General features: G+C 33.4%; 21 protein-coding genes and 1 tRNA gene. 16 read left to right on the forward strand and 6 right to left on the reverse strand.

Annotated features, from left to right (window positions below; translation table 11 throughout):
- The first annotated feature begins 218 nt into the window (after positions 1–218).
- The 3 genes from RHO14_00455 (at position 219) to metF (ending at position 5,157) form a co-directional block, all read left to right on the forward strand.
- A complete protein-coding gene (locus RHO14_00455) occupies positions 219–1,778 on the forward strand; it encodes a carboxylesterase family protein (protein ID WVD71294.1) in 1,560 nt (519 codons plus the stop codon).
- A gap of 227 nt (positions 1,779–2,005) precedes the next feature.
- Positions 2,006–4,276 carry a 5-methyltetrahydropteroyltriglutamate--homocysteine S-methyltransferase gene (metE, locus tag RHO14_00460; protein ID WVD71295.1) on the forward strand — a complete coding sequence of 757 codons (2,271 nt, stop codon included), beginning with the start codon at positions 2,006–2,008 and terminating at the stop codon, positions 4,274–4,276.
- 2 nt (positions 4,277–4,278) lie between these two features.
- Complete coding sequence (metF, locus tag RHO14_00465; protein ID WVD71296.1) at positions 4,279–5,157, forward strand: methylenetetrahydrofolate reductase [NAD(P)H]; 879 nt, start codon at positions 4,279–4,281, stop codon at positions 5,155–5,157.
- 114 nt (positions 5,158–5,271) lie between these two features.
- Here metF and RHO14_00470 read toward each other — a convergent pair.
- Positions 5,272–5,348 (reverse strand) — tRNA-Met (locus RHO14_00470).
- Positions 5,349–5,615: 267 nt separating this feature from the next.
- Between RHO14_00470 and sltY the strand changes: the two genes are divergently transcribed.
- Both sltY and trpR read left to right on the forward strand, forming a co-directional pair.
- Positions 5,616–7,577, forward strand: coding sequence for a murein transglycosylase (gene sltY, locus RHO14_00475; protein WVD71297.1), 1,962 nt, complete (start codon positions 5,616–5,618; stop codon positions 7,575–7,577).
- A gap of 33 nt (positions 7,578–7,610) precedes the next feature.
- Complete coding sequence (trpR, locus tag RHO14_00480; GenBank protein WVD71298.1) at positions 7,611–7,892, forward strand: trp operon repressor; 282 nt, start codon at positions 7,611–7,613, stop codon at positions 7,890–7,892.
- A 44-nt stretch (positions 7,893–7,936) separates the two neighbouring features.
- Here trpR and robA read toward each other — a convergent pair whose 3' ends face one another.
- The 3 genes from robA to RHO14_00495 all read right to left on the reverse strand — a co-directional run bounded on the left by robA (position 7,937) and on the right by RHO14_00495 (position 10,286).
- Positions 7,937–8,836 (reverse strand): MDR efflux pump AcrAB transcriptional activator RobA, encoded by a 900-nt coding sequence (robA, locus tag RHO14_00485; protein ID WVD72478.1) that lies wholly within the window; start codon positions 8,834–8,836, stop codon positions 7,937–7,939.
- 103 nt (positions 8,837–8,939) lie between these two features.
- Positions 8,940–9,521 (reverse strand): Fe-S biogenesis protein NfuA, encoded by a 582-nt coding sequence (gene nfuA, locus RHO14_00490; GenBank protein ID WVD71299.1) that lies wholly within the window; start codon positions 9,519–9,521, stop codon positions 8,940–8,942.
- A 96-nt stretch (positions 9,522–9,617) separates the two neighbouring features.
- Positions 9,618–10,286, reverse strand: coding sequence for a hypothetical protein (locus RHO14_00495; GenBank protein ID WVD71300.1), 669 nt, complete (start codon positions 10,284–10,286; stop codon positions 9,618–9,620).
- Positions 10,287–10,549: 263 nt separating this feature from the next.
- On the opposite strand from RHO14_00495, the gene RHO14_00500 reads away from it, so the two are divergent.
- On the forward strand, positions 10,550–11,029 hold the full coding sequence (locus tag RHO14_00500; protein ID WVD72479.1) for a peptidylprolyl isomerase: 480 nt from the start codon (positions 10,550–10,552) through the stop codon (positions 11,027–11,029).
- Between the two features lie 36 nt (positions 11,030–11,065).
- Here RHO14_00500 and pepB read toward each other — a convergent pair whose 3' ends face one another.
- Positions 11,066–12,352: an aminopeptidase PepB gene (gene pepB, locus RHO14_00505; GenBank protein WVD71301.1), complete on the reverse strand. Its 1,287-nt coding sequence runs from the start codon at positions 12,350–12,352 to the stop codon at positions 11,066–11,068.
- A gap of 184 nt (positions 12,353–12,536) precedes the next feature.
- Here pepB and RHO14_00510 point away from each other — a divergent pair, with 184 nt between their 5' ends.
- Together RHO14_00510 and ftnA are read left to right on the forward strand one after the other, a co-directional pair.
- Complete coding sequence (locus RHO14_00510; protein ID WVD71302.1) at positions 12,537–13,319, forward strand: tyrosine-protein phosphatase; 783 nt, start codon at positions 12,537–12,539, stop codon at positions 13,317–13,319.
- A gap of 114 nt (positions 13,320–13,433) precedes the next feature.
- Positions 13,434–13,958 (forward strand): non-heme ferritin, encoded by a 525-nt coding sequence (gene ftnA, locus RHO14_00515; protein ID WVD71303.1) that lies wholly within the window; start codon positions 13,434–13,436, stop codon positions 13,956–13,958.
- Positions 13,959–14,014: 56 nt separating this feature from the next.
- Here ftnA and RHO14_00520 read toward each other — a convergent pair whose 3' ends face one another.
- Positions 14,015–14,911 carry a LysR family transcriptional regulator ArgP gene (locus RHO14_00520; GenBank protein WVD71304.1) on the reverse strand — a complete coding sequence of 299 codons (897 nt, stop codon included), beginning with the start codon at positions 14,909–14,911 and terminating at the stop codon, positions 14,015–14,017.
- 163 nt (positions 14,912–15,074) lie between these two features.
- Between RHO14_00520 and rpiA the strand changes: the two genes are divergently transcribed.
- The 8 genes from rpiA (at position 15,075) to RHO14_00560 (ending at position 22,079) form a co-directional block, all read left to right on the forward strand.
- Complete coding sequence (gene rpiA / locus RHO14_00525) at positions 15,075–15,731, forward strand: ribose-5-phosphate isomerase RpiA (protein WVD71305.1); 657 nt, start codon at positions 15,075–15,077, stop codon at positions 15,729–15,731.
- Between the two features lie 54 nt (positions 15,732–15,785).
- Entirely contained in the window at positions 15,786–17,027 is a 1,242-nt protein-coding gene (gene serA / locus RHO14_00530) for a phosphoglycerate dehydrogenase (protein WVD71306.1), read from the forward strand.
- A 296-nt stretch (positions 17,028–17,323) separates the two neighbouring features.
- Positions 17,324–18,301 carry a D-isomer specific 2-hydroxyacid dehydrogenase family protein gene (locus RHO14_00535; GenBank protein ID WVD71307.1) on the forward strand — a complete coding sequence of 326 codons (978 nt, stop codon included), beginning with the start codon at positions 17,324–17,326 and terminating at the stop codon, positions 18,299–18,301.
- A gap of 60 nt (positions 18,302–18,361) precedes the next feature.
- Positions 18,362–19,192 (forward strand): PTS sugar transporter subunit IIC, encoded by an 831-nt coding sequence (locus RHO14_00540; protein WVD71308.1) that lies wholly within the window; start codon positions 18,362–18,364, stop codon positions 19,190–19,192.
- Positions 19,193–19,235: 43 nt separating this feature from the next.
- Entirely contained in the window at positions 19,236–20,123 is an 888-nt protein-coding gene (locus RHO14_00545) for a PTS system mannose/fructose/sorbose family transporter subunit IID (GenBank protein WVD71309.1), read from the forward strand.
- A gap of 29 nt (positions 20,124–20,152) precedes the next feature.
- On the forward strand, positions 20,153–20,650 hold the full coding sequence (locus RHO14_00550) for a PTS sugar transporter subunit IIB (protein ID WVD71310.1): 498 nt from the start codon (positions 20,153–20,155) through the stop codon (positions 20,648–20,650).
- Positions 20,651–20,665: 15 nt separating this feature from the next.
- Complete coding sequence (locus RHO14_00555; protein WVD71311.1) at positions 20,666–21,109, forward strand: PTS sugar transporter subunit IIA; 444 nt, start codon at positions 20,666–20,668, stop codon at positions 21,107–21,109.
- A 22-nt stretch (positions 21,110–21,131) separates the two neighbouring features.
- Positions 21,132–22,079, forward strand: a complete 948-nt coding sequence (locus RHO14_00560) for a hypothetical protein (protein WVD71312.1) — start codon at positions 21,132–21,134, stop codon at positions 22,077–22,079.
- Positions 22,080–22,085 lie beyond the last annotated feature (6 nt).

Raw genomic sequence — 22,085 nt, forward strand, 5'->3', positions numbered from 1 at the left:
CAAAAAGATATTATTTTAGAATATATCGAGTTCGCTTAACTTATTTAACTCATCACAGACATTGTTAATTTTGAATCTAGATTAACTTTTATAACATAAATTATGCGTCGCTGCTGACTATTTAGCGGATAAGATCACAATAATGAACTAATTTTATATCTTTTTTAATTGTATTTTGTTATCGATATTCCGGTATTATAAAAAATAAGGTTAAAAAAATGTTCAATAAATTATTACTGTTAATTTTAACGCTAATCTCCTGTAATTTTTTCACATTAGCTGACATAAACAATCAAGTCCAAATCGAAAATGGTAAGATTGAGGGAATCTATAACAAAGACCGCAGTATAGCGATATTTAAAGGTATTCCTTATGCTAAAGCACCAATTAATAATCTACGCTGGAAGAAACCACAAAAATTAGAAAATTGGGATAATATTAAATATACAGTCGTCGATAGTGATGGCTGTATACAAAATAGAGTTAAGGGGGATAAATTACCTTGGACTAAAGAGTTTTTACATCAAGGCCTTGTCAGTGAAGATTGTTTATATTTAAATATTTGGGCTCCCGTTAAATCAAAAAAAGAATTACCGGTTATTATTTATCTCCACGGAGGTGGGTTTGTTGAAGGTTCAACAAATGTTGCTATTTATGATGGAGAAAATTTAGCTAAACAAGATGTTATTTTTGTTTCATTTAATTACCGCCTAGGTATTTTTGGAATGATGGCTCACCCTAGTTTGACAAAAGAAGAGGGAAAATCTGGTAACTATACTTTTTATGATCAAATCGCAGCAATACAATGGGTGAAAAATAACATAAAACAATTTGGTGGTGACCCAAATAATATAACATTATTAGGACAGTCAGCTGGTGCAAATTCAATTATGCTATTAAATGCTTCCCCTCTTACTCGTAATTTATATAATAAAGCAATTATGCTAAGTGCACCAGGTACGACTATCTCAGATTATGGGATTCATCCTACTGATAATATTCAATATAACCTCTCTGATGTAGAAAAAAAATTTTCAAATTGGGCCACAAAATTCAACTATCTAACACTAGATTCATTAAGAGCAGCACCTGCTTTAGAATTATTAGCGAATTTCACTGAAGATACACCGTTTAAAGGTGCAGTTATTGATGGCGAATTTTTGCCTGATACCGTCACTAATTTATACAAAAATCAGTCTGCAAATAAAATTGATATTATGGCTGGCACTGTATGGGACGAGAGAGGAAGCGAAAAAGAATATAATGTTATTACTATTAATGAACTCCATGACTATATTGATAAATTTTACCCTAAAAACAAAGACCGTGTTTTTAATTTTTATCAGCCTACTAATAATTTGGAAGCCCGTGAAAATTATAAAAAACTACTGAGAGATCAAAATAACTATGCAATGCAATGGTTAGCAAACCAAAGAATATCATCAACCCATAATGCCAATTACCTTTATGTTTTAAAAAGAGCGATCCCATGGCCAGAGCATGGTACATTCGGTGCCTTTCATTCAAGTGATTTACCTTATTTTTTAAATAATTTGGATAAATTAGACCGCCCTTGGACTGAAAATGATATTAATATCAACCAATCATTTATCAATTATATGATTAATTTTGTAAAAACAGGTGAGCCTAATGATAAAAATAGTAATTGGAAACCATTTAACAAAAACGGTTTTATTCTATGTTTTGATGAGATTATCGGCCCATGTCCTAAAATCGATATCGATATATTAGACATGATCTCTCATCGAGATAACTAAATAGAGTTTAATTTTTAATTAAAAATAAGTTAAGTTTAAATAAATCTTAGCAATAAATAAAACATTTAAGCTTAACTCTTTTATCTACCTATTGTTTCCGATTACAACCATCTTGAGTATAGAAAAAAACTATATCTAATAATAAAAAAATAGAATTATTCAATAACAATAATTTTTGTTATCTTCAAATAAAGGCAATATTTGACCAATTAATTGAGGAAATAAAAATGACTACATCTGTTATTGGCTATCCACGTATCGGTAAACTTCGCGAATTAAAGTTTGCAATCGAATCTTATTTTAAAGGCGATAAAAGCGAAAATGAATTATTAGGCTTAGCTAAAACACTACGAGCAACGCATTGGCAACAACAAGTAGAAAATAAAATAGCCTATATTTCATCTAATGATTTCTCATTTTATGATGCAGTACTTGATACCGCAAACTTACTTAATGTGATCCCAAAACGTTATCAGCAACTGACATTGCCCGAACTAGGTCAATATTTTGCTATGGCTCGTGGTTATCAAGGTGATAAAGGTGATGTACATGCACTGGCTATGAAAAAATGGTTTAATACCAATTATCACTATTTAGTGCCAGAAATTGAAGCAACAACAGAAATTAAACTTGTTGGCACTAAACCCTTTGATGAGTATCAAGAAGCTAAAGCGCTTGGAATAGAAACTAAACCTGTTATTATTGGGCCGCTAACATTTTTAAAACTCGCTAAATTGCCAGCAGGTCAAACATATCAGAGCTACCAAGCTCAGATTGTTAGTGCCTATCAAAATATTATTACTAAATTTGAACAACTTGGCACTAAATGGGTCCAAATCGATGAGCCAATTTTAGTCACAGATTTAAGTAAAGAAGACATTCAATCTTTTGAACAAATCTATCAAGCAATATTACCGACAAAGGGAAGCGTAAAAATCTTATTGCAAACCTATTTTGGTGATATTCGTGATTGTTATACTAACGTTATCGCTCAGCCTTTTGATGGTATTGGTATTGATTTTGTTGAAGGTAAAGAATCACTTAACCTACTACAACAATATGGTTTTCCTAGTGATAAAATTTTATTTGCAGGGGTTATTAATGGTAAAAATATTTGGCGTAATAATTATGCTAAAACGCTACCGCTATTAGCGCAAATTAAAAGTAATACCAGTAAATTAGTTATTAATACATCGTGTTCACTGTTACATGTTCCTTATACCTTACAAAATGAAACAAAATTAACGATTGCACAAAAAGCGTATTTTACTTTTGCACAAGAAAAACTGCTGGAGTTAGCTGAGCTTGGTCAATTAATAAATGAAGTAGATCCAAAGCAGCACCAGGCCTACAAAACTAATCAAACCTTATTTACTCGTGAACGTGAAGGAACTAACCAAAACGTAAGGCAAAAAGTTGCAGCCCTATCGCCACAAGATTTTGTTCGCTTACCAGAATTTAATCAACGCGAAAAACGACAAAAACAGACTCTAAACTTACCGGTGCTACCAACCACAACGATTGGATCTTTTCCACAAACCAGCGATGTGCGTTTAAATCGAGCTAAATTTAAAAAAGGTGAAATTAGCTTAGAACAATACACCGCATTTAATAAACAAAAAATTGCTGAATGTATCAAACTACAAGAAGAAATTGGTCTTGATGTTTTAGTTCATGGTGAATTTGAGCGTAATGACATGGTGGAATATTTTGGTGAAAGCTTAAATGGTTTCATTTTTACAGAAAAAGCATGGGTACAATCTTATGGTACTCGCTGTGTTAAACCTCCAGTTATATGGGGAGATGTGTCTCGCTCAAAACCAATCACTGTTGAATATTCACAGTATGCGCAAAGCCTTTCTAATAAACCAGTAAAAGGCATGTTAACCGGACCTGTAACAATTTTAAACTGGTCATTCCCGCGTGAAGATATCTCCTACAAGGAATCAGTATTCCAAATTGGTCTTGCAATTGCTGATGAAGTACTTGATTTAGAAGCTGCGGGAATTAGTGTTATCCAGATAGATGAAGCGGCACTAAAAGAAAAGCTACCACTACGAAAAGCAGACTGGCTTAGCGAATATTTAGATTGGGCAATCCCAGCTTTCCGCCTTGTTCATAGCAAAGTTAAAGCTGAAACTCAGATTCATACGCACATGTGTTACAGCGAATTTACTGACATTATTAAAGAAATTGACCAAATGGATGCAGACGTTATCTCATTTGAAGCATCACGCTCTAATCTAGAAATTATTGATGTATTAAAACAAAATAATTTCCAAACAGAAGTTGGACCCGGTGTTTATGATATTCATTCACCACGCGTGCCATCTGTAAATGAGATTCGTCAAACAATTGAAAAGCTATTAAATAAAATTGATAAGCAAAAACTTTGGGTCAATCCAGATTGTGGACTAAAAACAAGGGGTGAAAAGGAAGTTGTAGCAAGCCTAATTAACTTAGTTAAAGCAACGTTGGATGTTCGTTTAGGGTTATAGATATGAAGATGAATCAATTATTTAAAGATAAAACGGTTCTTTCGTTTGAGGTTTTTCCGCCAAGGAAAACCTCTCCGCTTGAATCAATTTATGGCACCTTACGTGAACTTGGTAATTTAAAGCCTGATTTTATTAGTGTTACCTACGGTGCGGGAGGAAGTTTGAATGGTGAAACAACCATTAGTATTGCCCATGCGGTCAAGCATACTTATGGTATTGAAAGTGTTGCTCATCTACCTTGTATTCATTTTAGTAAAGATGAAATAAAATCAATTTTAAAAGAACTAAAATTTGCGGGAATTGACAATATATTAGCACTTAGGGGGGATATCACCCCTGAGTGGCAACCAAAACAAGATTTTCGCTATGCAAGTGAATTAGTTTCATTTATTAAAGAACAAGGTGACTTTAATATTATTGGTGCTTGCTATCCTGAAGGGCATAGTGAAGCTGCAACCGTAAAACAAGATTTAATTAATTTAAAAGAAAAAGTCGATGCTGGCACTGATCAGTTAATTTCTCAGCTATTTTTTGATAATGAATTTTTTTATGTTTTTCGTGATAAAGCCGCTGATATAGGAATTAATATCCCAATTGAAGCCGGGATTATGCCGGTTGTAAATAAAAAACAAATTGAAAAAATGGTATCAATTTGTGGTGTCCATCTACCGAAAAAATTTAAACAAATGATGGAAAAATATGAATATTACCCCGAAGCGTTTCGTGATGCCGGCATTGCTTATGCTATTGATCAATTAGTAGATTTAGTTTCACAAGGTGTTGATGGTGTTCACTTATATACAATGAATAGTTCATTAATTGCTAGGCGGATTAATGAAGCTGTTGCGACCTTATTTTCCGTACCTAAAACAACCAACTAAAGGATGCTTAATTGCATCTTTATCCCTAAATCAAATATTAGAAATAATAGAGAATAGCAATAATTAGAAGATAATAATAACGTGATTGTATTGCTGAAAAAAATGAAAAAAAATTGGTTGCGGGGGCTGGATTTGAACCAACGACCTTCGGGTTATGAGCCCGACGAGCTACCAAGCTGCTCCACCCCGCGTCAGAGAGGTGCCCATAATATAGGATTAACTAAAGATTGCAACCATTATTATTCAAGATATTGAAAAGATAATTTGTTTGAAGAAAATTAGTACAGAAATAGTTAAAATTTACAGCATGCCATACAAAAATTTCACTCATATAAATTTATATCTAAGAAAATCAATAAATTTTTTTCAGTGAAATTACAACTCATGTACGTATCATTAAACATTTGAGGTATGTTAGACTATACAATTATTTAGTAACGGTATTGAGAGTGACATAGATGAAATTAAAAACGATATTATTAGTGGTTATAAGTTATTTCATTATTACTATTAACGCTAATGCTGAAAATGTATCGATTGATGAACTGCGTACGCGTTTTAATCATTGGCAAACAACTTATCAGTCATTAACTGATGGTGAACAAAAAAAATCTCTCGATTCGTTAAAAAGCTACCCGTTATATCCTTATGCACAATATCAATATATTACCGCGCACTTAAATACCGCTACAACAAAAGAAATTAATGAATTTGTTACACAAAATAATGATTTTCCTCTTGCAAGTACCTTAATACAAAGTTATTTAGAGCTGCTAACTAAAGAGCAAAAGTGGAATGAGATAAACGCGTTAGATATTGATGATTCAATTGCTTCAAAGTGCCGCTATCAATACGCATTATTAAAGCTAGGAAAAAAATCAGCGGCATTAGAGCCAATTAAAAATATTTGGTTATCTCCAGACGATCAGCCTAGTGCGTGCGATGCTATTTTCGATGAATGGGGTAAAGCAGGACAAAAAACAGCAAATATAATTTTACTTAGAATCGAATTAGTACTTAAAAAAAATAATATTAAATTAGCCCGTCACTTAACCGAACAATTACCAGATAGCTATAAAACCCTTAAAAAGAACTTATTAGCTTTGTTTGCTAATGCAAAAACACTACCGGAATTTGCTAAAAATATTGCACCGAGTTCATTTAGCAAAAAAATAGTTAACTTATCCTTTGCTCGATTCGCAAATATTGATGCAGATAAGGCAAAAATATTAATTCCAACACTAGTAAAACAACAAAAATTGAGCAAAAATGATGAAAATGCAATGTTTAGAACAATTGCTAATAATTACTTCAAAGACTCAGCAACAGATAAGCAAATAAAATGGCGCAAACAATTTATTGCCCAAGATCGCAATACAACGCAAATTGAACGTGAAATTCGCCAAGCTTTAAAAACAAATAATTTAGATGATGTCGCCTATTGGTTAAATTTATTATCGACAGAGGATAAACAAAAAGATGAATGGCAATATTGGCAAGCCATCGGACTCCTTAATAAAAATAATCAAAAAGAAGCAAATGAAATCTTTAATCGCTTGATAAAAAGCCGAGGTTTCTATGCGATGTATAGTGCCCAAAAACTAAAACAACCTTTCAATTATGATTTTAATTACACCATTATCGACGGTATGACATCGGCGCCAAATGAGTCAAAAATTTTAGATGATAAATATAAAGATGATGCGGTTATTAAGCGCATTGATGAATTACGCTTTTGGAACATGCTCCCCGAAGCAATAAAAGAATGGCGTAATTATTTATATTCTAATACTAGTAATAAACAATATGCAGAGCTAGCTCGTTATGCTTATAGCAAAGGTTGGGCTGAGCATAGCGTACAGGCAACAATAGCCGGTAAATTATGGGATAACTGGCTCGAACGTTTTCCAATTATTTATCAAGATTTCTTTAAATCATCATTAGAACAAAAAGTAATTCCCCTTTCCTATTCACTGGCAATATCTAGGCAAGAAAGTGCGCTTGATGCAACAGTTCAATCCCCTGTTGGAGCAAGAGGACTTATGCAATTAATGCCTAGCACAGCAAAGGATAGCGCAAAAAAAATAGCAAATTTATCTTACTACTCAGCCGATCAACTTTACGACCCTGAAACAAACATTCAAATCGGGACTTATTTCTTAGACTATGTTTATCAATTATTTGGTAATAATAGAATTTTAGCCTCAGCAGCTTATAATGCAGGCCCAAACCGAGTTAATCGTTGGTTAAAAGAAAGTAACGGCCAACTTGATGCTGTGGCATTTATTGAAAGCATTCCTTTTACAGAAACACGAAATTATGTTAAAACTGTACTCGTTTATGATTACATCTATGATCTTATGCTAAATAATCAACCGGACATGATTTTGCACAATAATGAAGTAAATTATAAATATTAAATTTTATATCGTTAATTTTTAGAAGAGAATGTAATGGAAAAAGATGATTGGCAACAAACAGTAGCTTTTTTGAATAAAGCTTTTGATGATAATCACCAATTTGATATTTTTAAGCTTTTAATGACCATTGATGAACGCAATGCGTTAATTACTCGTGTAAAAATAGTGAAGGCATTACTTGAGGCAAAAATTAACCAACGTCAGCTTAGAGAACAATTAGGTATTGGTATTGCGACTGTAACAAGAGGCTCGAATTCATTAAAGGATGTCTCTCCAGAATTTAAACAATGGCTCGAAAAAAATCTAATTAAATAAATAAGCGCCTCATTTTAATGAGGCCCATCACTAGAGTAATTCGTTTAATCGTCATCTTTCATAATAACTGGAACACAGTAATCACACTCAACTAGAGGTATTTCAGTTAAGTTAGACACTGACGTTAAGTTGCTATGATTATGATGAATTTCAATAGTATCACCATGACGCAGTTTAACTTTTAGCATTGGTATCGCTGCAAAATAAATTTGTGAAATAAAGTCTACCAGATCGGATGGTGGTCCAATATATTTAAAACAAAGATATAAACCACCTTGGCTGACATATTTTTCAGCATTATCAAGAATGTTATTGTCTTCAATCGCAATAGTATAGAGCACTTCTTGTTCATCAAAATGCTCTTTCCCTTTATAGATCTGGCTGAAACTATAAACTTCATTTGGTAAAACTGCATTATTTTTGAAATATTTATCTAAATAATCGACAAAGAATTGCTTTCTTAAAATAGCATTATGTTGTAATAACTCATTCAAACTACAGTTATTTTTATATGTAACTCCCCAAAAAACTTGTTGCGGAAAATCCATAAATGTTGGCTCAGGTAGTCTAAACTGAGTTTTATTTAATTCAATTGGCGGGGTTAGTCCTACAGGATCCCAAAATTCATTACGACGATAAGTTGCTGGGGTATCATTAAATTGTTTTTTAAATGACCGTGTAAAAGTTTGCTGTGAATCAAATCGATATTGCATTGCAATATCTAAAATCGGTTTACTTGTTAGCCTAAGTGCTAATGCTGCATGAGTTAAACGTCTATGTCGAATATAAGTACCGAGAATTTGACCAGTAACTTTTTTAAACATACGCTGAAGATGCCATTTAGAATAACCGGATTTATCTGCCACATGATCAATAGATAGAGGCTGCTCTAAATTTTTTTCAATCCAAATAATTAGATCAGAAATAACATTGGCTTGATTAATCATAATACATTATTATCCATAAGTTAGGTCACCTTTTCCGCGATTATGCCGCAACTCCAAACATAATCAAAGAAAAAAATGATAATTTTTAATTTTAATCTTACTAATAATAAGAATGAGAACCCGCTTGGTGATCGGTTAAATCACGAACCCCAGCAAGCTCAGGAAAAGCAGCTAACAATTGCTTCTCTATTCCTTCTTTTAAGGTAACGTCAACCATTGAGCACCCGTTACAACCACCACCGAATTGTAAAATAACATGATTATCTTCAGTAAGTTCAATCAAGCTTACATATCCACCATGTCCTGCTAGCTGAGTATTAATTTCAGTTTGAATCATATAATCAACTCGCTCAATTAATGGGGCATCGTCGGCAACTTTCTTCATCTTAGCGTTAGGTGCTTTTAAGGTTAATTGCGAGCCGAGTTCATCGGTAACAAAATCAATGATTGCATCGTCTAAAAAAGGGGCACTAATCTCATCAATATAAATTGAAAAATCTTCGTTTTTTTCTTCTATATCAGAGTCTTCAATAGAATCAATAGGACAATAAGATACACCACATTCAGCCGTTGGAGTACCTGGGTTAATAACAAAAACACGAATTTGTGTTCCATCGGCTTGGTTACTTAATAATTTTTTAAAATGTGCTCTAGCTGAATCGCTGATTGTAATAATTGACATATAATACTCACTTGTCGATAACAGATAACCTATATAGATAGCATTAGGATAATAGTTGACTTAATTTATCAAATATTATATAGCTTGTTTTAGGTTTTACAAGGTAGTACGGCACAAACAAAGTATTTGTATATTTAAAGCGCCTCGTAATATCAACTGTTTACTGACTTCATCAATGGTGCTTCCTGTTGTAACAATATCATCAATAACAGCAATCGTTTTTTTCATCAAATCTGTTTCACAGTCAAAGATATGCTCAACATTTTTCTGTCTCTGAAATTTTGATAAGCTCTTTTGATCTGCACTTTTCGTTTTACGCTTTAGTAAAAAAGGTTTGAAATCAGCACCTAACCAATAAGCGATATGTTTTGCTAAAAGAGCGGACTGATTATAACCTCTTGACCAATAACGGTTGTGATGTAAAGGCACACAAGTCACAATATCTGGTTTACATAGGCCCGTAGATAAGCGCTCATCATACCACGCCAAAAACATCAACCTTGCTAAAGGATAGGATAACTCTATTTTCTGATTAGATTTAAATTGATAAATAAGTTTTGTGAACGGTTTTTGGTAATTGGCAACAGCAATTAATTTATGCCAACTCGGCTTCAATAACTGGCAATGGTGGCACGAATTATTTTTATTAAACAATGGTAATCCACATACCGAACAAGCAGAAATGATGCGAGGAAGGTGTTGAAAACACTGACTACAAATCCCCCAATGTAAATTTAGAGGTAAATAACATAATATACAGTTCATAAAATGCGCTCATTTATTACTAGTTTCATAATTATTTTAACTAAGCGGTACTAATTATGAGTAAATCAGATCGTTTTATGAGAAATAATGCTCAATATTATGTAAATATTATAGAAAATTATTTTATGATAGCAATAATTAGCTATAATTGAGCTACTCTATCGAATTATAGGAAATTTAGCATGGATAAAATAAAGGTATTATTACTAACATTAGGACTATCATTCGTCTCTACTTTTGCTGTGGCAAATACTCAAGTATTAATGGAAACAAGTGCTGGGAACATAAAACTTGAACTTGATAATGAACATGCACCAATCACGACAAAAAATTTTATTGATTATGCTAATAGTGGTTATTATGACAATCTTATTTTCCATCGTGTCATTCCTAATTTTATGATCCAAGGTGGCGGAGCTGATGATCAATTAAATTTTAAAACACCCAATCCACCAATCAAAAATGAAGCAGGTAATGGTTTAAAAAATGACAGAGGAACCATTGCAATGGCAAGAACAAAAAATCCTGATAGTGCAACAAGTCAATTTTTTATTAATATTGTAGACAACGAATTTTTAAATTATAAATCAGCAGATAATTATGGCTATGCTGTTTTTGGTAAAGTAATTGATGGCATGGACGTCGTAGATAAAATTGTTCATGTACAAACTGAGCGCAAAGGGCCGCATCAAAACGTACCTGTTACGCCTGTTTATATAAAGAAAGTGACGATTATTCAATAGTATTAAATATATAAGCGCTTCATTAAGCGCTTTTTTTTATTTTAATGTCAGTAATAAATTAGCTAACGAACGAACCCCAACGCCTGTTGCTCCGGTTGCCCACAAGGCTGTCGCACTTTTACGAAATGTTGCAGAACAATCAATATGTAACCAATTGTTGCGATAATCCTTGATGAAATAAGATAAAAAAGCAGCCGCGGTGCTCGCACCTGCGGTATTTGGTAAACCTGAGTTACCAATATCAGCAAAAGATGATGGAAATTGTTGTCGATGAAATTCAGCTAATGGAAGTCGCCAAAAAGCCTCATGCTCATTATTTGCGCTTTGTAAAAGCTTACTTGCAAAGATATCATCAAAAGACAATAAAGATTGATAATCATTACCTACCGCAACTTTAGCTGCCCCTGTAAGCGTCGCACAATCAATAATATATTTCGCATTATCGCTATCAGCACACAATAAACCATCAGCAAGGACTAAACGGCCTTCAGCATCGGTATTTTCTATTTCAACGCTCACTTTATTACGATAGTTAATGATATCACCTAATTTAAAAGCACTCCCGCTAACTAAATTATCAGCACAGCATAAATAGAGTTTAACTCGATAGTTAAGCCCCCTAGCAATTGCCAAAGCAAGTGCTCCCGTTATTAATGCAGCGCCGCCCATATCTGAGCGCATTGACTCCATAAAGCTACTCGGTTTAAGACTATATCCACCTGAGTCAAAGGTAATTCCTTTACCAATCAAACACACAGTAACAGGCATATCATTATTTTTGCTCGGATTATAATCAAGCTCTAATAGTACAGGCGGGCGGTTTGAACCTTTTCCAACCGTATAAAGACCCATATAGTTATTATTTTTTAGCTCATCACCTACAATGAATTTATAGTTAATATGGCGAGTAAATGAGGCTAATAAATCAGTGCAACGCTGAGCTAACTGCATAGGGCTTTGTTCTTCCGCTGGCTGATTAATACAATCTCTTGTCCAATCGATAATTAATAAACGATTTTTGAGCTCCAACGCTTCTTTTTGACTAAGTTTTGACCACTCTATTTTCGCTATATGATGACTTTTTGGTTGACGATAACCTAACCAAAAATGCCAATTTGCTTCAAGATCCCAACCCTCTCCTTCAAGTTTACAATGACCGATCCCTTGGCTTTCAATTTTTCGCCCAGCACGCTGAATTGCATCTAATTTAAGCTCTTTTTTGTAATGAATTGTGATCCCGCCATCTGAATAACTTAGTAAAGCTGATTTGCCCCATTGTGCACTTGCAGCTTTACTTGATAAAAAAATCGACATTGTAGACATAAGACGTGACTCCATTTTATTAATAAATAATGACTTAACCGCTATTTTAACAAAATAATTTAATAATATACATCTGTGTTAAAGATAGTATAAACAATAAAAGCTAATCGCTCGTTTCGTACTTTTTAATAGATAAAATTACGCTATAATTTAATCTCAAATAAGAAATAGTAAAGAGGTAATAATGTCACAACTATCAACCGAAATTTTAGCGATAAAAAATGGTATTAATTTTCGAGATCTTGGCGGAATTAAAACTCAAGATGGTCGAAAAATAAAATCGGGGCTATTATTTCGCTCTGGCGATTTTAATCAAATTACCTTAGATGAACAGAATTTTATTGCTAAAAAATTAGACCTAAATATTGTGCTAGATTATCGCGACCATACTGAAATAAAAACTAGACCTGATAATTTATGGCACCAAGCACAATATTTCAATATTCCAGCAAATCCAATGAGTGATGATGTTACAGCTAATTTAACAAAAGAGTTAGCAAATACTAACATACTGAAAAAAGATTTTCCAAATGACTTTATGATTAAGCTGTATCAATTGTTACCATTTAATAATACCGCTTATCAAACTTTGGTGGAATTATTATTAAATAATGAAGGTAAATCAATCGTACAACACTGCGCTATCGGTAAGGATAGAACTGGAGTTGGGGTTGCTTTAACCCTATTTGCTTTAGGGGTTGACGAAAAAACGATTATGGCAGATTATTTATTATCAGATAAGGTTTTAGCTAATTTTAGGGAAAAACTATTTTTACATTATCAAACTCACTTAACGGATGAGGAATTAGAAAAGCGCAAACAAATTTTTGCAGCCAAACCTGTTTATTTACAATCAGCACTTGATGCAATTAAAAATAAATATCAAACCATCAATAACTGGTTAGAAAATGAATATCAATTAAATGAAAGTAAACGTCAAACTATTCAAGATTATTATTTAATATGATTCTTGTTAATATGGTTTAGATATATACTAGTTATGTAAAAAACTTGTATTAATGATAGTAAGCACTAACAAAACATTACAATAAGTAATTAATAACAATATAGGAGCAATATCATGTTAACCAAAGAAATGACTACAAAACTCAACGACCAGCTTAACCTCGAATTTTATTCATCAAATCTTTATCTACAAATGAGTGCTTGGTGCGATGATCAAAATTTTTCGACATTTGCTCGCTTCTTGCGTGATCACGCAAAAGAAGAGTTGGCACATATGCAGCGCCTATTTGATTATGTACAAGATTGTGGTGCACTTGCTATCGTTGGCAAAATTGATGCTCCAGATACCAAGTTTAAATCATTAAATGATGTATTTAAAAAAGCTTATGCCCATGAAATAAAAATTAGTCAGGCCATTAATGCCCTTGTAGACTACGCGTTAACTAAAAAGGATTACGCTACATTCCAGTTTTTACAGTGGTATATTGCCGAGCAGCATGAAGAAGAAAAATTATTCAAAACTATCGTCGATAAATTAGAGCTTGTTGGCGAGAATAAACGTGATTTATTCTTTATGGATAAGGATTTTAACCAAGTACTTTCTGAATCGGGCTTACTAACAAGCAGTAATAACGCTTAATATGCTTAGTTTATAAGTAAGGCGTTTAATTTAAACGCCTTAAATTTAATCGACATTTAACTGTCTTGCCATAAAACATTCTTAGCATAATTAAGAATTGTTTCCGAAATATTTTGCATTACACTGCTCTCTGGAGCAAAACGATGCCAATAAAGCATTCGACGCTGAAATAGTCCTTCAGTCAAATTAACTAACTCACCACTTTTAAGCTCTTTTTCAACTTGAAGAATTGGTAACATGCAGCAAGCAGAACCTTGTTTTGCAAGTTGAACAAAAGCTTCAGATGAACTAGTAATATGGCATACAACGCTTCCTGGTGCTAAGTTAAAATTTTCATTTAAAAACATCTGGTGCATATCATCTAAATGATCAAAGGCAACCGCCGGCGCTTTCATTAACGTTGAACGAGTGACGCCATTTGGAAAATAACGTTTAGCAAAATCAGGTGAGGCAACAAAAATATAGTCTAAAGCCCCTAACTTATCAGACAAACAGCCGGGTAATGGTAACTCTTGAATACTAATAGCTGCAACCACAGTACCCAATCGTAGTAGATCTAAAGTATGCTCTTCATCTTTAACCTGAATATCAAAGCGCAAATTATTTTTATCTAATACATTTTTTAAGGCAGGAAGAACCCAAGTTGCGAGAGAATCGGCATTAACTGCAACGGAAAGAGATAACGGCGTTGTGTTGGTATCATTATTGCCAAGCCATTGGTGCTCTAATAGTTCCACTTGATGAAGCAATCCCAACAAGTGCTCGCCTTGCTTAGTTGCTTTTGGTGGAATCGTTCTAACTAGTAGTTGTTGGCCAAAAAAGCTCTCTAACTGCTTAATTCGCTGCGATACTGCAGGCTGTGTAATGCATAACTTATCAGCCGCACGCTCAAATCCGCGCTCTTTTATTACGGCATCTAATGCTTGTAATGCTCTATAATCTGGACGTTTCATGGTTTTATAATAATTTTATTGTTAATGGGATCGTTAAAATATTAGTTTATTTTATCAAAATCATAATGATTTTTACTTCCTAATTGGTTACTATGCCATATCTAGCAATAGATTGCTTTCAAAATTTTTATTTTTTGCGAAAAATCAATCAAAGGTGACGCTAATGACTCAAGATGAACTAAAAAAAGCAGTAGGCTTTGCCGCACTTAAATTCGTTAAACCTAATACAATTGTTGGGGTTGGTACAGGCTCAACTGCAGCTCATTTTATTGACGCATTAGCGACGATTAAAAATGATATCATCGGTACCGTTTCAAGTTCAGAAGCATCAACAGCTAAATTAAAAGCATATGGAATTCCTGTTTTTGATTGTAATGAAGTCGACAGCTTAGATATTTATGTTGATGGTGCTGATGAAATTAATCATCAAATGCATATGATCAAAGGCGGAGGTGCCGCGCTCACTCGCGAAAAAATCATTTCAGCTATTAGTAAACAATTTATCTGTATTGTTGATGAATCAAAGCTAGTTAATACATTGGGGAGATTTCCATTACCTATTGAAGTCATTCCAATGGCTCGTTCTTATGTAGCAAGGGAACTCTTTAAACTAGGTGGAAAACCTATCTATCGTGAAGGCGTAGTTACTGATAATGGTAATGTTATTTTAGATATTCACGATTTTATGATTATAAATCCAATAGAAGTTGAAAATAAAATCAATAATATTGCTGGCGTTGTGACCGTTGGATTATTTGCTAATCGTAGTGCTAATATCGCGCTTGTAGGTACAACAAGTGGAGTAAAAGAGGTAAGGTAAGGAAAATTAAATTTTTTAGTAAACCAATAATAAACTAATCAAAGAGAGGATAACATGGTTGTTCAAGCACTAACTAAAGATGAAAATAAATTTTTATTACTTGAAGGTGTTCATCCAAGTGCCGTTGAAATTTTAAAATCATCGGGTTATACCAATATTGAGTACCACAAAGGTGCGCTAGATGAAAATGAATTAAAAAAAGCAATAAAAGATGCTCGTTTTATTGGTATTCGCTCCAGAACTAAACTCTCGAAAGATATTATTGATAGTGCCCCGAAATTAGCTGCAATAGGATGCTTTTGCATTGGAACTAATCAAGTTGATTTAGCTGCAGCGGCAACAAAAGGGATCCCTGTTTTTAATGCACCTTTTTCAAATACTCGCTCCGTTGCAGAACTCGTTCTTGCTGAAATAATTTTACTTTTTAGACGTATACCAGAAGTCAATGCTCAAGCACACTTAGGTAAATGGAATAAGATTGCACTTGGTTCGCACGAAGCGAGAGGAAAGCGCCTAGGAATTATTGGTTATGGTCATATAGGTAGTCAGCTTAGTGTACTTGCAGAATCACTTGGCATGAAAATTTACTTCTATGATACAGAAACAAAGCTCCCATTAGGTAATGCAAAGCAGATGCCGACATTACAGTCATTACTTGAAAAATGCGATGTTATTTCATTACATGTACCCGAAAATCCAACGACATTAAATATGATTGGCAAGGCCGAGCTGGCGATGATGAAACCGCGCGCTATTTTAATCAATGCATCTCGTGGAACAACGGTTGATCTTGATGCCTTAGCCGATGCTGTAGAAAATAAGCATATTTCGGGAGCGGCAATTGATGTTTTTCCTAGTGAACCGGCTAGTAATAGTGAGCCTTTTCAATCACCATTATGTAAATATGATAATGTTATTATTACCCCTCATATTGGCGGCTCAACAATTGAAGCACAAGAAAATATTGGCATTGAAGTTGCTACAAAGTTAGCCAAATATTCTGACACGGGCTCAACATTAAGTACGGTAAATTTCCCAGAGGTATCACTGCCGATACCAGCAAAAGGAGTAAGCCGCTTTTTAAATATTCACGCCAATCAGCCCGGTGTATTAACCGCCATCAATACCTTATTTGCAAGCAGAGGGCTAAACATCGCAGCGCAATATTTACAAACAACACCACAAGTTGGCTATGTGGTAATTGATATTGATAATGTTAACTTTAATAAAGCCGAAGAAGTCCTTGTTGAATTAAAAAATGTATCGGGTACTATTCGAGCAAGACTTTTATTCTAATAACAAAAAGGGCATATCGCCCTTCTTTTTTGTCTCTTATCTCTCCAGTTTCAGTTCTAATAATAATCAACTTTATTTCAAATCTGTGATCTAGGTTTATAGATTTTTTTTTCCTAATAATCTATATTGCTGATTGTGACCGGTCACATTAATAAGCTAAATCAACAAAATAGACTATCGCTATTATTTTTAAATCTAAAAATAATCGGCTGAAATACATAGATTACTTTCTGCAGTAATAAAAAAATTTATATATCTTAAAAAATATATCTGTTTTATGTAACTAGGAGTTTTGTGTGAAAAATTACAATATAGCAGTAATAAACTCAAGTAGCTTTGGAAAATACTTTCCTGAACATTTACAAAGATTAGAGAAAATCGGAAAAGTAAAATCATTCACTTTTGATAATAATATTGATGGTAAATCATTAGCCGAAGCGCTAGAAGGATTTAATATCATTATTGCCAGTGTAAGACCATTCTTTAATAAAGACTTTTTTGCTCATAAAGATGCGCTATTTCTTATCTCTCGTCATGGTATTGGATACAATAATGTTGATATCATTGCCGCCAAAAATCATGGCACAATCGTTAGTATAGTCCCACCACTTGTTGAACGAGATGCTGTAGCTGAAAATGCCATAACAAATTTACTTGCACTCGTTAGAAAAACTGTTCAATCGCAAGATGCTGTTAAAGATAATGAATGGAGCAAGCGTGCTACTTTTTTAGGCATTAATGTTACCGGTAAAACAGTCGGTATTATTGGCTGCGGTAATATTGGTAGCCGTGTAGCGGAAATATTCAAACATGGTTTTAATGCAAGAATCTTAGTAACAGACCCTAAAGTTGATAAAAATTGGGCTATAAAACATGATATAGAAATTGTTGAATTAGATTACCTCCTTGAACATTCTGATATCATTTCTTTAAATGCATCATTAAATGACACTAGTTATAACATCTTAAATAAACGTGAATTCTCATTAATAAAAAAAGGGGTTTATATTACCAACACGGCTCGAGCTGAATTAATTAATGAAGCAGCACTATTACATGCATTAGATGAAAATATCGTAGCAGGTCACGCAACAGATGTGATGTACGTTGAGCCATCATTTAATGATAATCCTCTCATCAAACACCCTAATGTATTGGTCACGCCACATACTTCTGCTTACGCAATAGAATGTTTACAAGGTATGGGTGAAAAATGCGTTAGCGATATTGAAAATTTGGTAAAAAAGGCTCCGTTAAAAAACGTTGTTTCTTAATGACATATTACTAATTCAAATTTTTATCAATATTTATTTAATTATGCTAGGAGTTAATATATGCAAGATATGCATGTAACCGTTCTTCAGGCAACCATTATTGCTATTTGGGTTGCGCTAATTATGTCAAGAGGATTAGGAGGCGCAACATTAACACTGCGTTTCTCGCCAATGATGACAGGGCTTATTGTGGGCGTTGTATTTAATGATATTCCTCATGCGATGATCACAACCGCTGCAATACAACTTATCTATATGGGGGTTTTCTCACCGGGCGGACAAATGCCATCAGAGCCAGCAATAGCAACCGCCGTTGCCGTACCTGTTGCTGTATTAGGGAAAATGGATCCTACGGCCGCTGTCGCAGTTGCGGTGCCAGTTGGTTTATTAGGCTCATATCTATACCAACTTCGCTTTTTTCTTAATACCATGATTATGAAGCTAACTGAAAAATATGCAGCAGAAGGGAATAGTCATGGATTAACGCTTTCCATCATAGTCTTGCCATTTATTGCCGGTATTGTGCTATTTTTTCCATTTATGTTTGCGGCCCTCTATTTTGGTGCGCCGTTTATTGCCGATATCATAAAATCTAATGCGGGAGGACTTGCTTTCCATATTCTTAATGTGATCGGCGGCGGACTTGCTGCTGTTGGTATCGCTTTAACTATCTATGTTATAGGCAAAAAAAGTTATATTATTTTCTTTTTACTCGCCTATTTTACTGCTGTTGTCGCAAAACCACTAAATATCACCATGGTAACTTATGCAATTCTTGGTGCAATTATCGCATTTATATTTGTGCTAGCTAAAAATGAAGCGGCAAACGCTGTAGCGAAAAATACTAACACAAATTCAAATAATTCCGGTCAAGCCGATGATGATTATTAATCAATGTCTGATTTTGATTAATAAAAAATAGAGGAATAGAAATATGGCTAAAATAATACAAGAAAGTATTGATTTAAAACCTGAAAGCATTTCTAAAAAAGATATTACTATTGCTTGGCTAAGATGGTATTACGCAAATGAAATTCCACACTCTTTTGACCGCTACCTTGCTGCGTCATTGATGTGGGGCTTAATGCCAATATTAAAAAAACTATATAAGAAAAAAAGTGATCTTGCTGAGGCTTATCAAAGACATTTATTGTTTTTTAATACCCAATTAACTTGGGGCGGCGGTACAATTTCAGGGATAATGGCATCTCTTGAATCAATTAGAGCCAGTGAAGTTCACCAAGAAAAATCAATAAGTATTGATGATGATTTGATCTACAACACTAAAGCCGGATTAATGGGTGCACTAGCAGGAATTGGCGATGCAATTGACTCAGGAACCGTACAATATATTTTTATCGCTATTGCATTACCATGGGCACAGCAAGGACTTGCTATCGGTGCATTATTTCCATTTATCGCTTTTGTGCTTTATCAACTTTTCGTTGGTTACTACTTTGCTCAATTAGGCTTTAGGCTTGGCCGAAATGCAGCAACCGAAGTTGTTGGTAATAAAATGCAGATGATTATTGAAGGGTTATCCATTTTAGGCCTATTTATGATGGGCATTTTAGCCGCTAGCTATATCAAAGTATCATCAATTCTAAAGTTTAACTTATCAGGAAAGGATTTTATCGTTCAAGAAATTTTAGATAAAATTTTACCTGGATTCTTACCACTTCTTGTCGTAATGGGACTATATTATTATTTCGCCAAAAAAGGCTTAAAAGTAACACGCGCATTAGTTGGATTAACAATAATCCTTGGTGTATGGGCTACAATCGAATATCTATTAGTAGAATATTTAAAAGTTATTAGTTAATTTATTTTAAATTATAGAGGTTTTAAATTATGGGAAAAATTGTTTTAGCTCGTGTAGATAGTCGCTTAATCCACGGCCAAGTTGCAACGAATGTCTCAAAATCTGCTGGCGCTAATGCACTTTTTGTAGCCGATGATCACTCTGCAAATGATGAGTTTACTAAAAATATTATTTTAGGTGCAGGATCTCGAACTGGTCATAAAATTCGCGTGTTAAAAGAAGATGGTGCAGTAAGATACTGGAATGATCGCAAGTATGATGATTTCAATGTTATTTTAATTACTAAAAACATTGAAGTTATGTATAAAATCATTAAAGCAGGTGTTCCTGTTAAACATCTTAATCTTGGTGGCTTACCTCTAGTTCCTGGCGCAGAGAAAATTATTAATGAAGTCTCTATTAATAAAGAACAGTTAGCTTTATTGATAGATTTACAAAATAGTTTTCCTGATATGGAAATTTACTTCCAAGCGACGCCTTCTTTGAAAAAAGTAATGTTAGAAGAAGCAATCAAGATTTTTAAATAATAAAGGTAATCGATAATGATTAGTGTTTTATTAGTCAGCCATGGCAAAATGGCAGAAGGGATGAAAGATAGCGCTATAATGATCGTTGGAGAGCAAACTCAATTTGAAACACTATCATTAAACCCAGGGCAAGATATTAGTCAGCTTAAAATTCAGCTGTTTGATTATACTAAGATATTAGATTCGGGTGATGGCATTTTAATCTTTGTCGATCTCTATGGGGCCTCACCTTATAATGCAGCAATGGGATGCATACAAGACTGGGATCAGCTTGGTATGAATGTTAGAGTGATAACAGGAATGAGTTTACCAATGGTTATTAATGCTGTTTGTAACCGTGATAACTCAACACTATATGATTTAGTGAATGAGTGTATTGAAACTGGCCATGAAAATATTCAAGATGCGATTGACAATTTTTTCAATATAGCAAATGAAAACAGTAATGATGATTATTAATTAACCTTATTTAATGTCTACAATGGAAAATTTTAGAGATCTTGTTTTTCGTTATTGTATAATGTTCGGTCGCCGCTTTACTTATAAAGAGAAAATCGCTTTTTTAAGAATTATCTCTAAAGAGTTAATTGCGCTTGGCTATTATGTTGACACCAAAATTGCTAAATTAAAATTAGCTAAAAAACGTTATGAAAACTACTACAATGCATATATTGGTGACTTAAATAATGCCGAGTTAATTATTTGTACTCATTATGATACAGGTCTAAATAATTTTAACTTATTAAAAACATATGCCTTTAAGCCTCAATTTAACAAACTAAGTTATTTTATCGGACTTATCCCGATTATTTTTTTATTTTTATTATCAATAATCTTCAACTATTTTATTTTTATCCCGAATATTGAACTACAAGGATTTCTTAGTTTTTCAGGTATTTCATCGATCTTAACAACGGTTGTGTTTTTTTTCTTTATTTTAAAATTTAGGAATGGTATTTCGAATAAAAAAAACTTTATCTGTAATTCATCAAGTATTATCACCATAATTAACCTAATCAAAAACCTCGATAAAAAAAGTAAGAAAAAGATCGCTTTTGTTTTATATGATGGCGGTAATACTAACCAGTATGGTTTAAAAATGTTAGAAAATTATTCAAATAATATATCCAAAAAGAAAATAATCTTTCTTGATAGTATTGGTAATGATGAAAAATTGCTATTTTTTAAACCTGAATATAGTAAATTTACTGTTGAAAATATCGATTTTCAACAAGGAAAAATGGCAATAAATTTAAAAAATTATATGATGATTACATCAGGCAAACTCAATGAAAATAATGAGGTTATTATAAAACATGCCCATTCCAATAAAGATAACAATCTATCATCGTCAATTACTGAGCAACATACAAAAATACTTCATCATATCTGCCAGCAATTGCTTAGTAAAACAAGCGACAAGCGATAAAATAAA

Source organism: Orbaceae bacterium lpD04, from assembly GCA_036251935.1.
GTDB classification, from domain to species: Bacteria; Pseudomonadota; Gammaproteobacteria; order Enterobacterales; family Orbaceae; genus Orbus; species Orbus wheelerorum.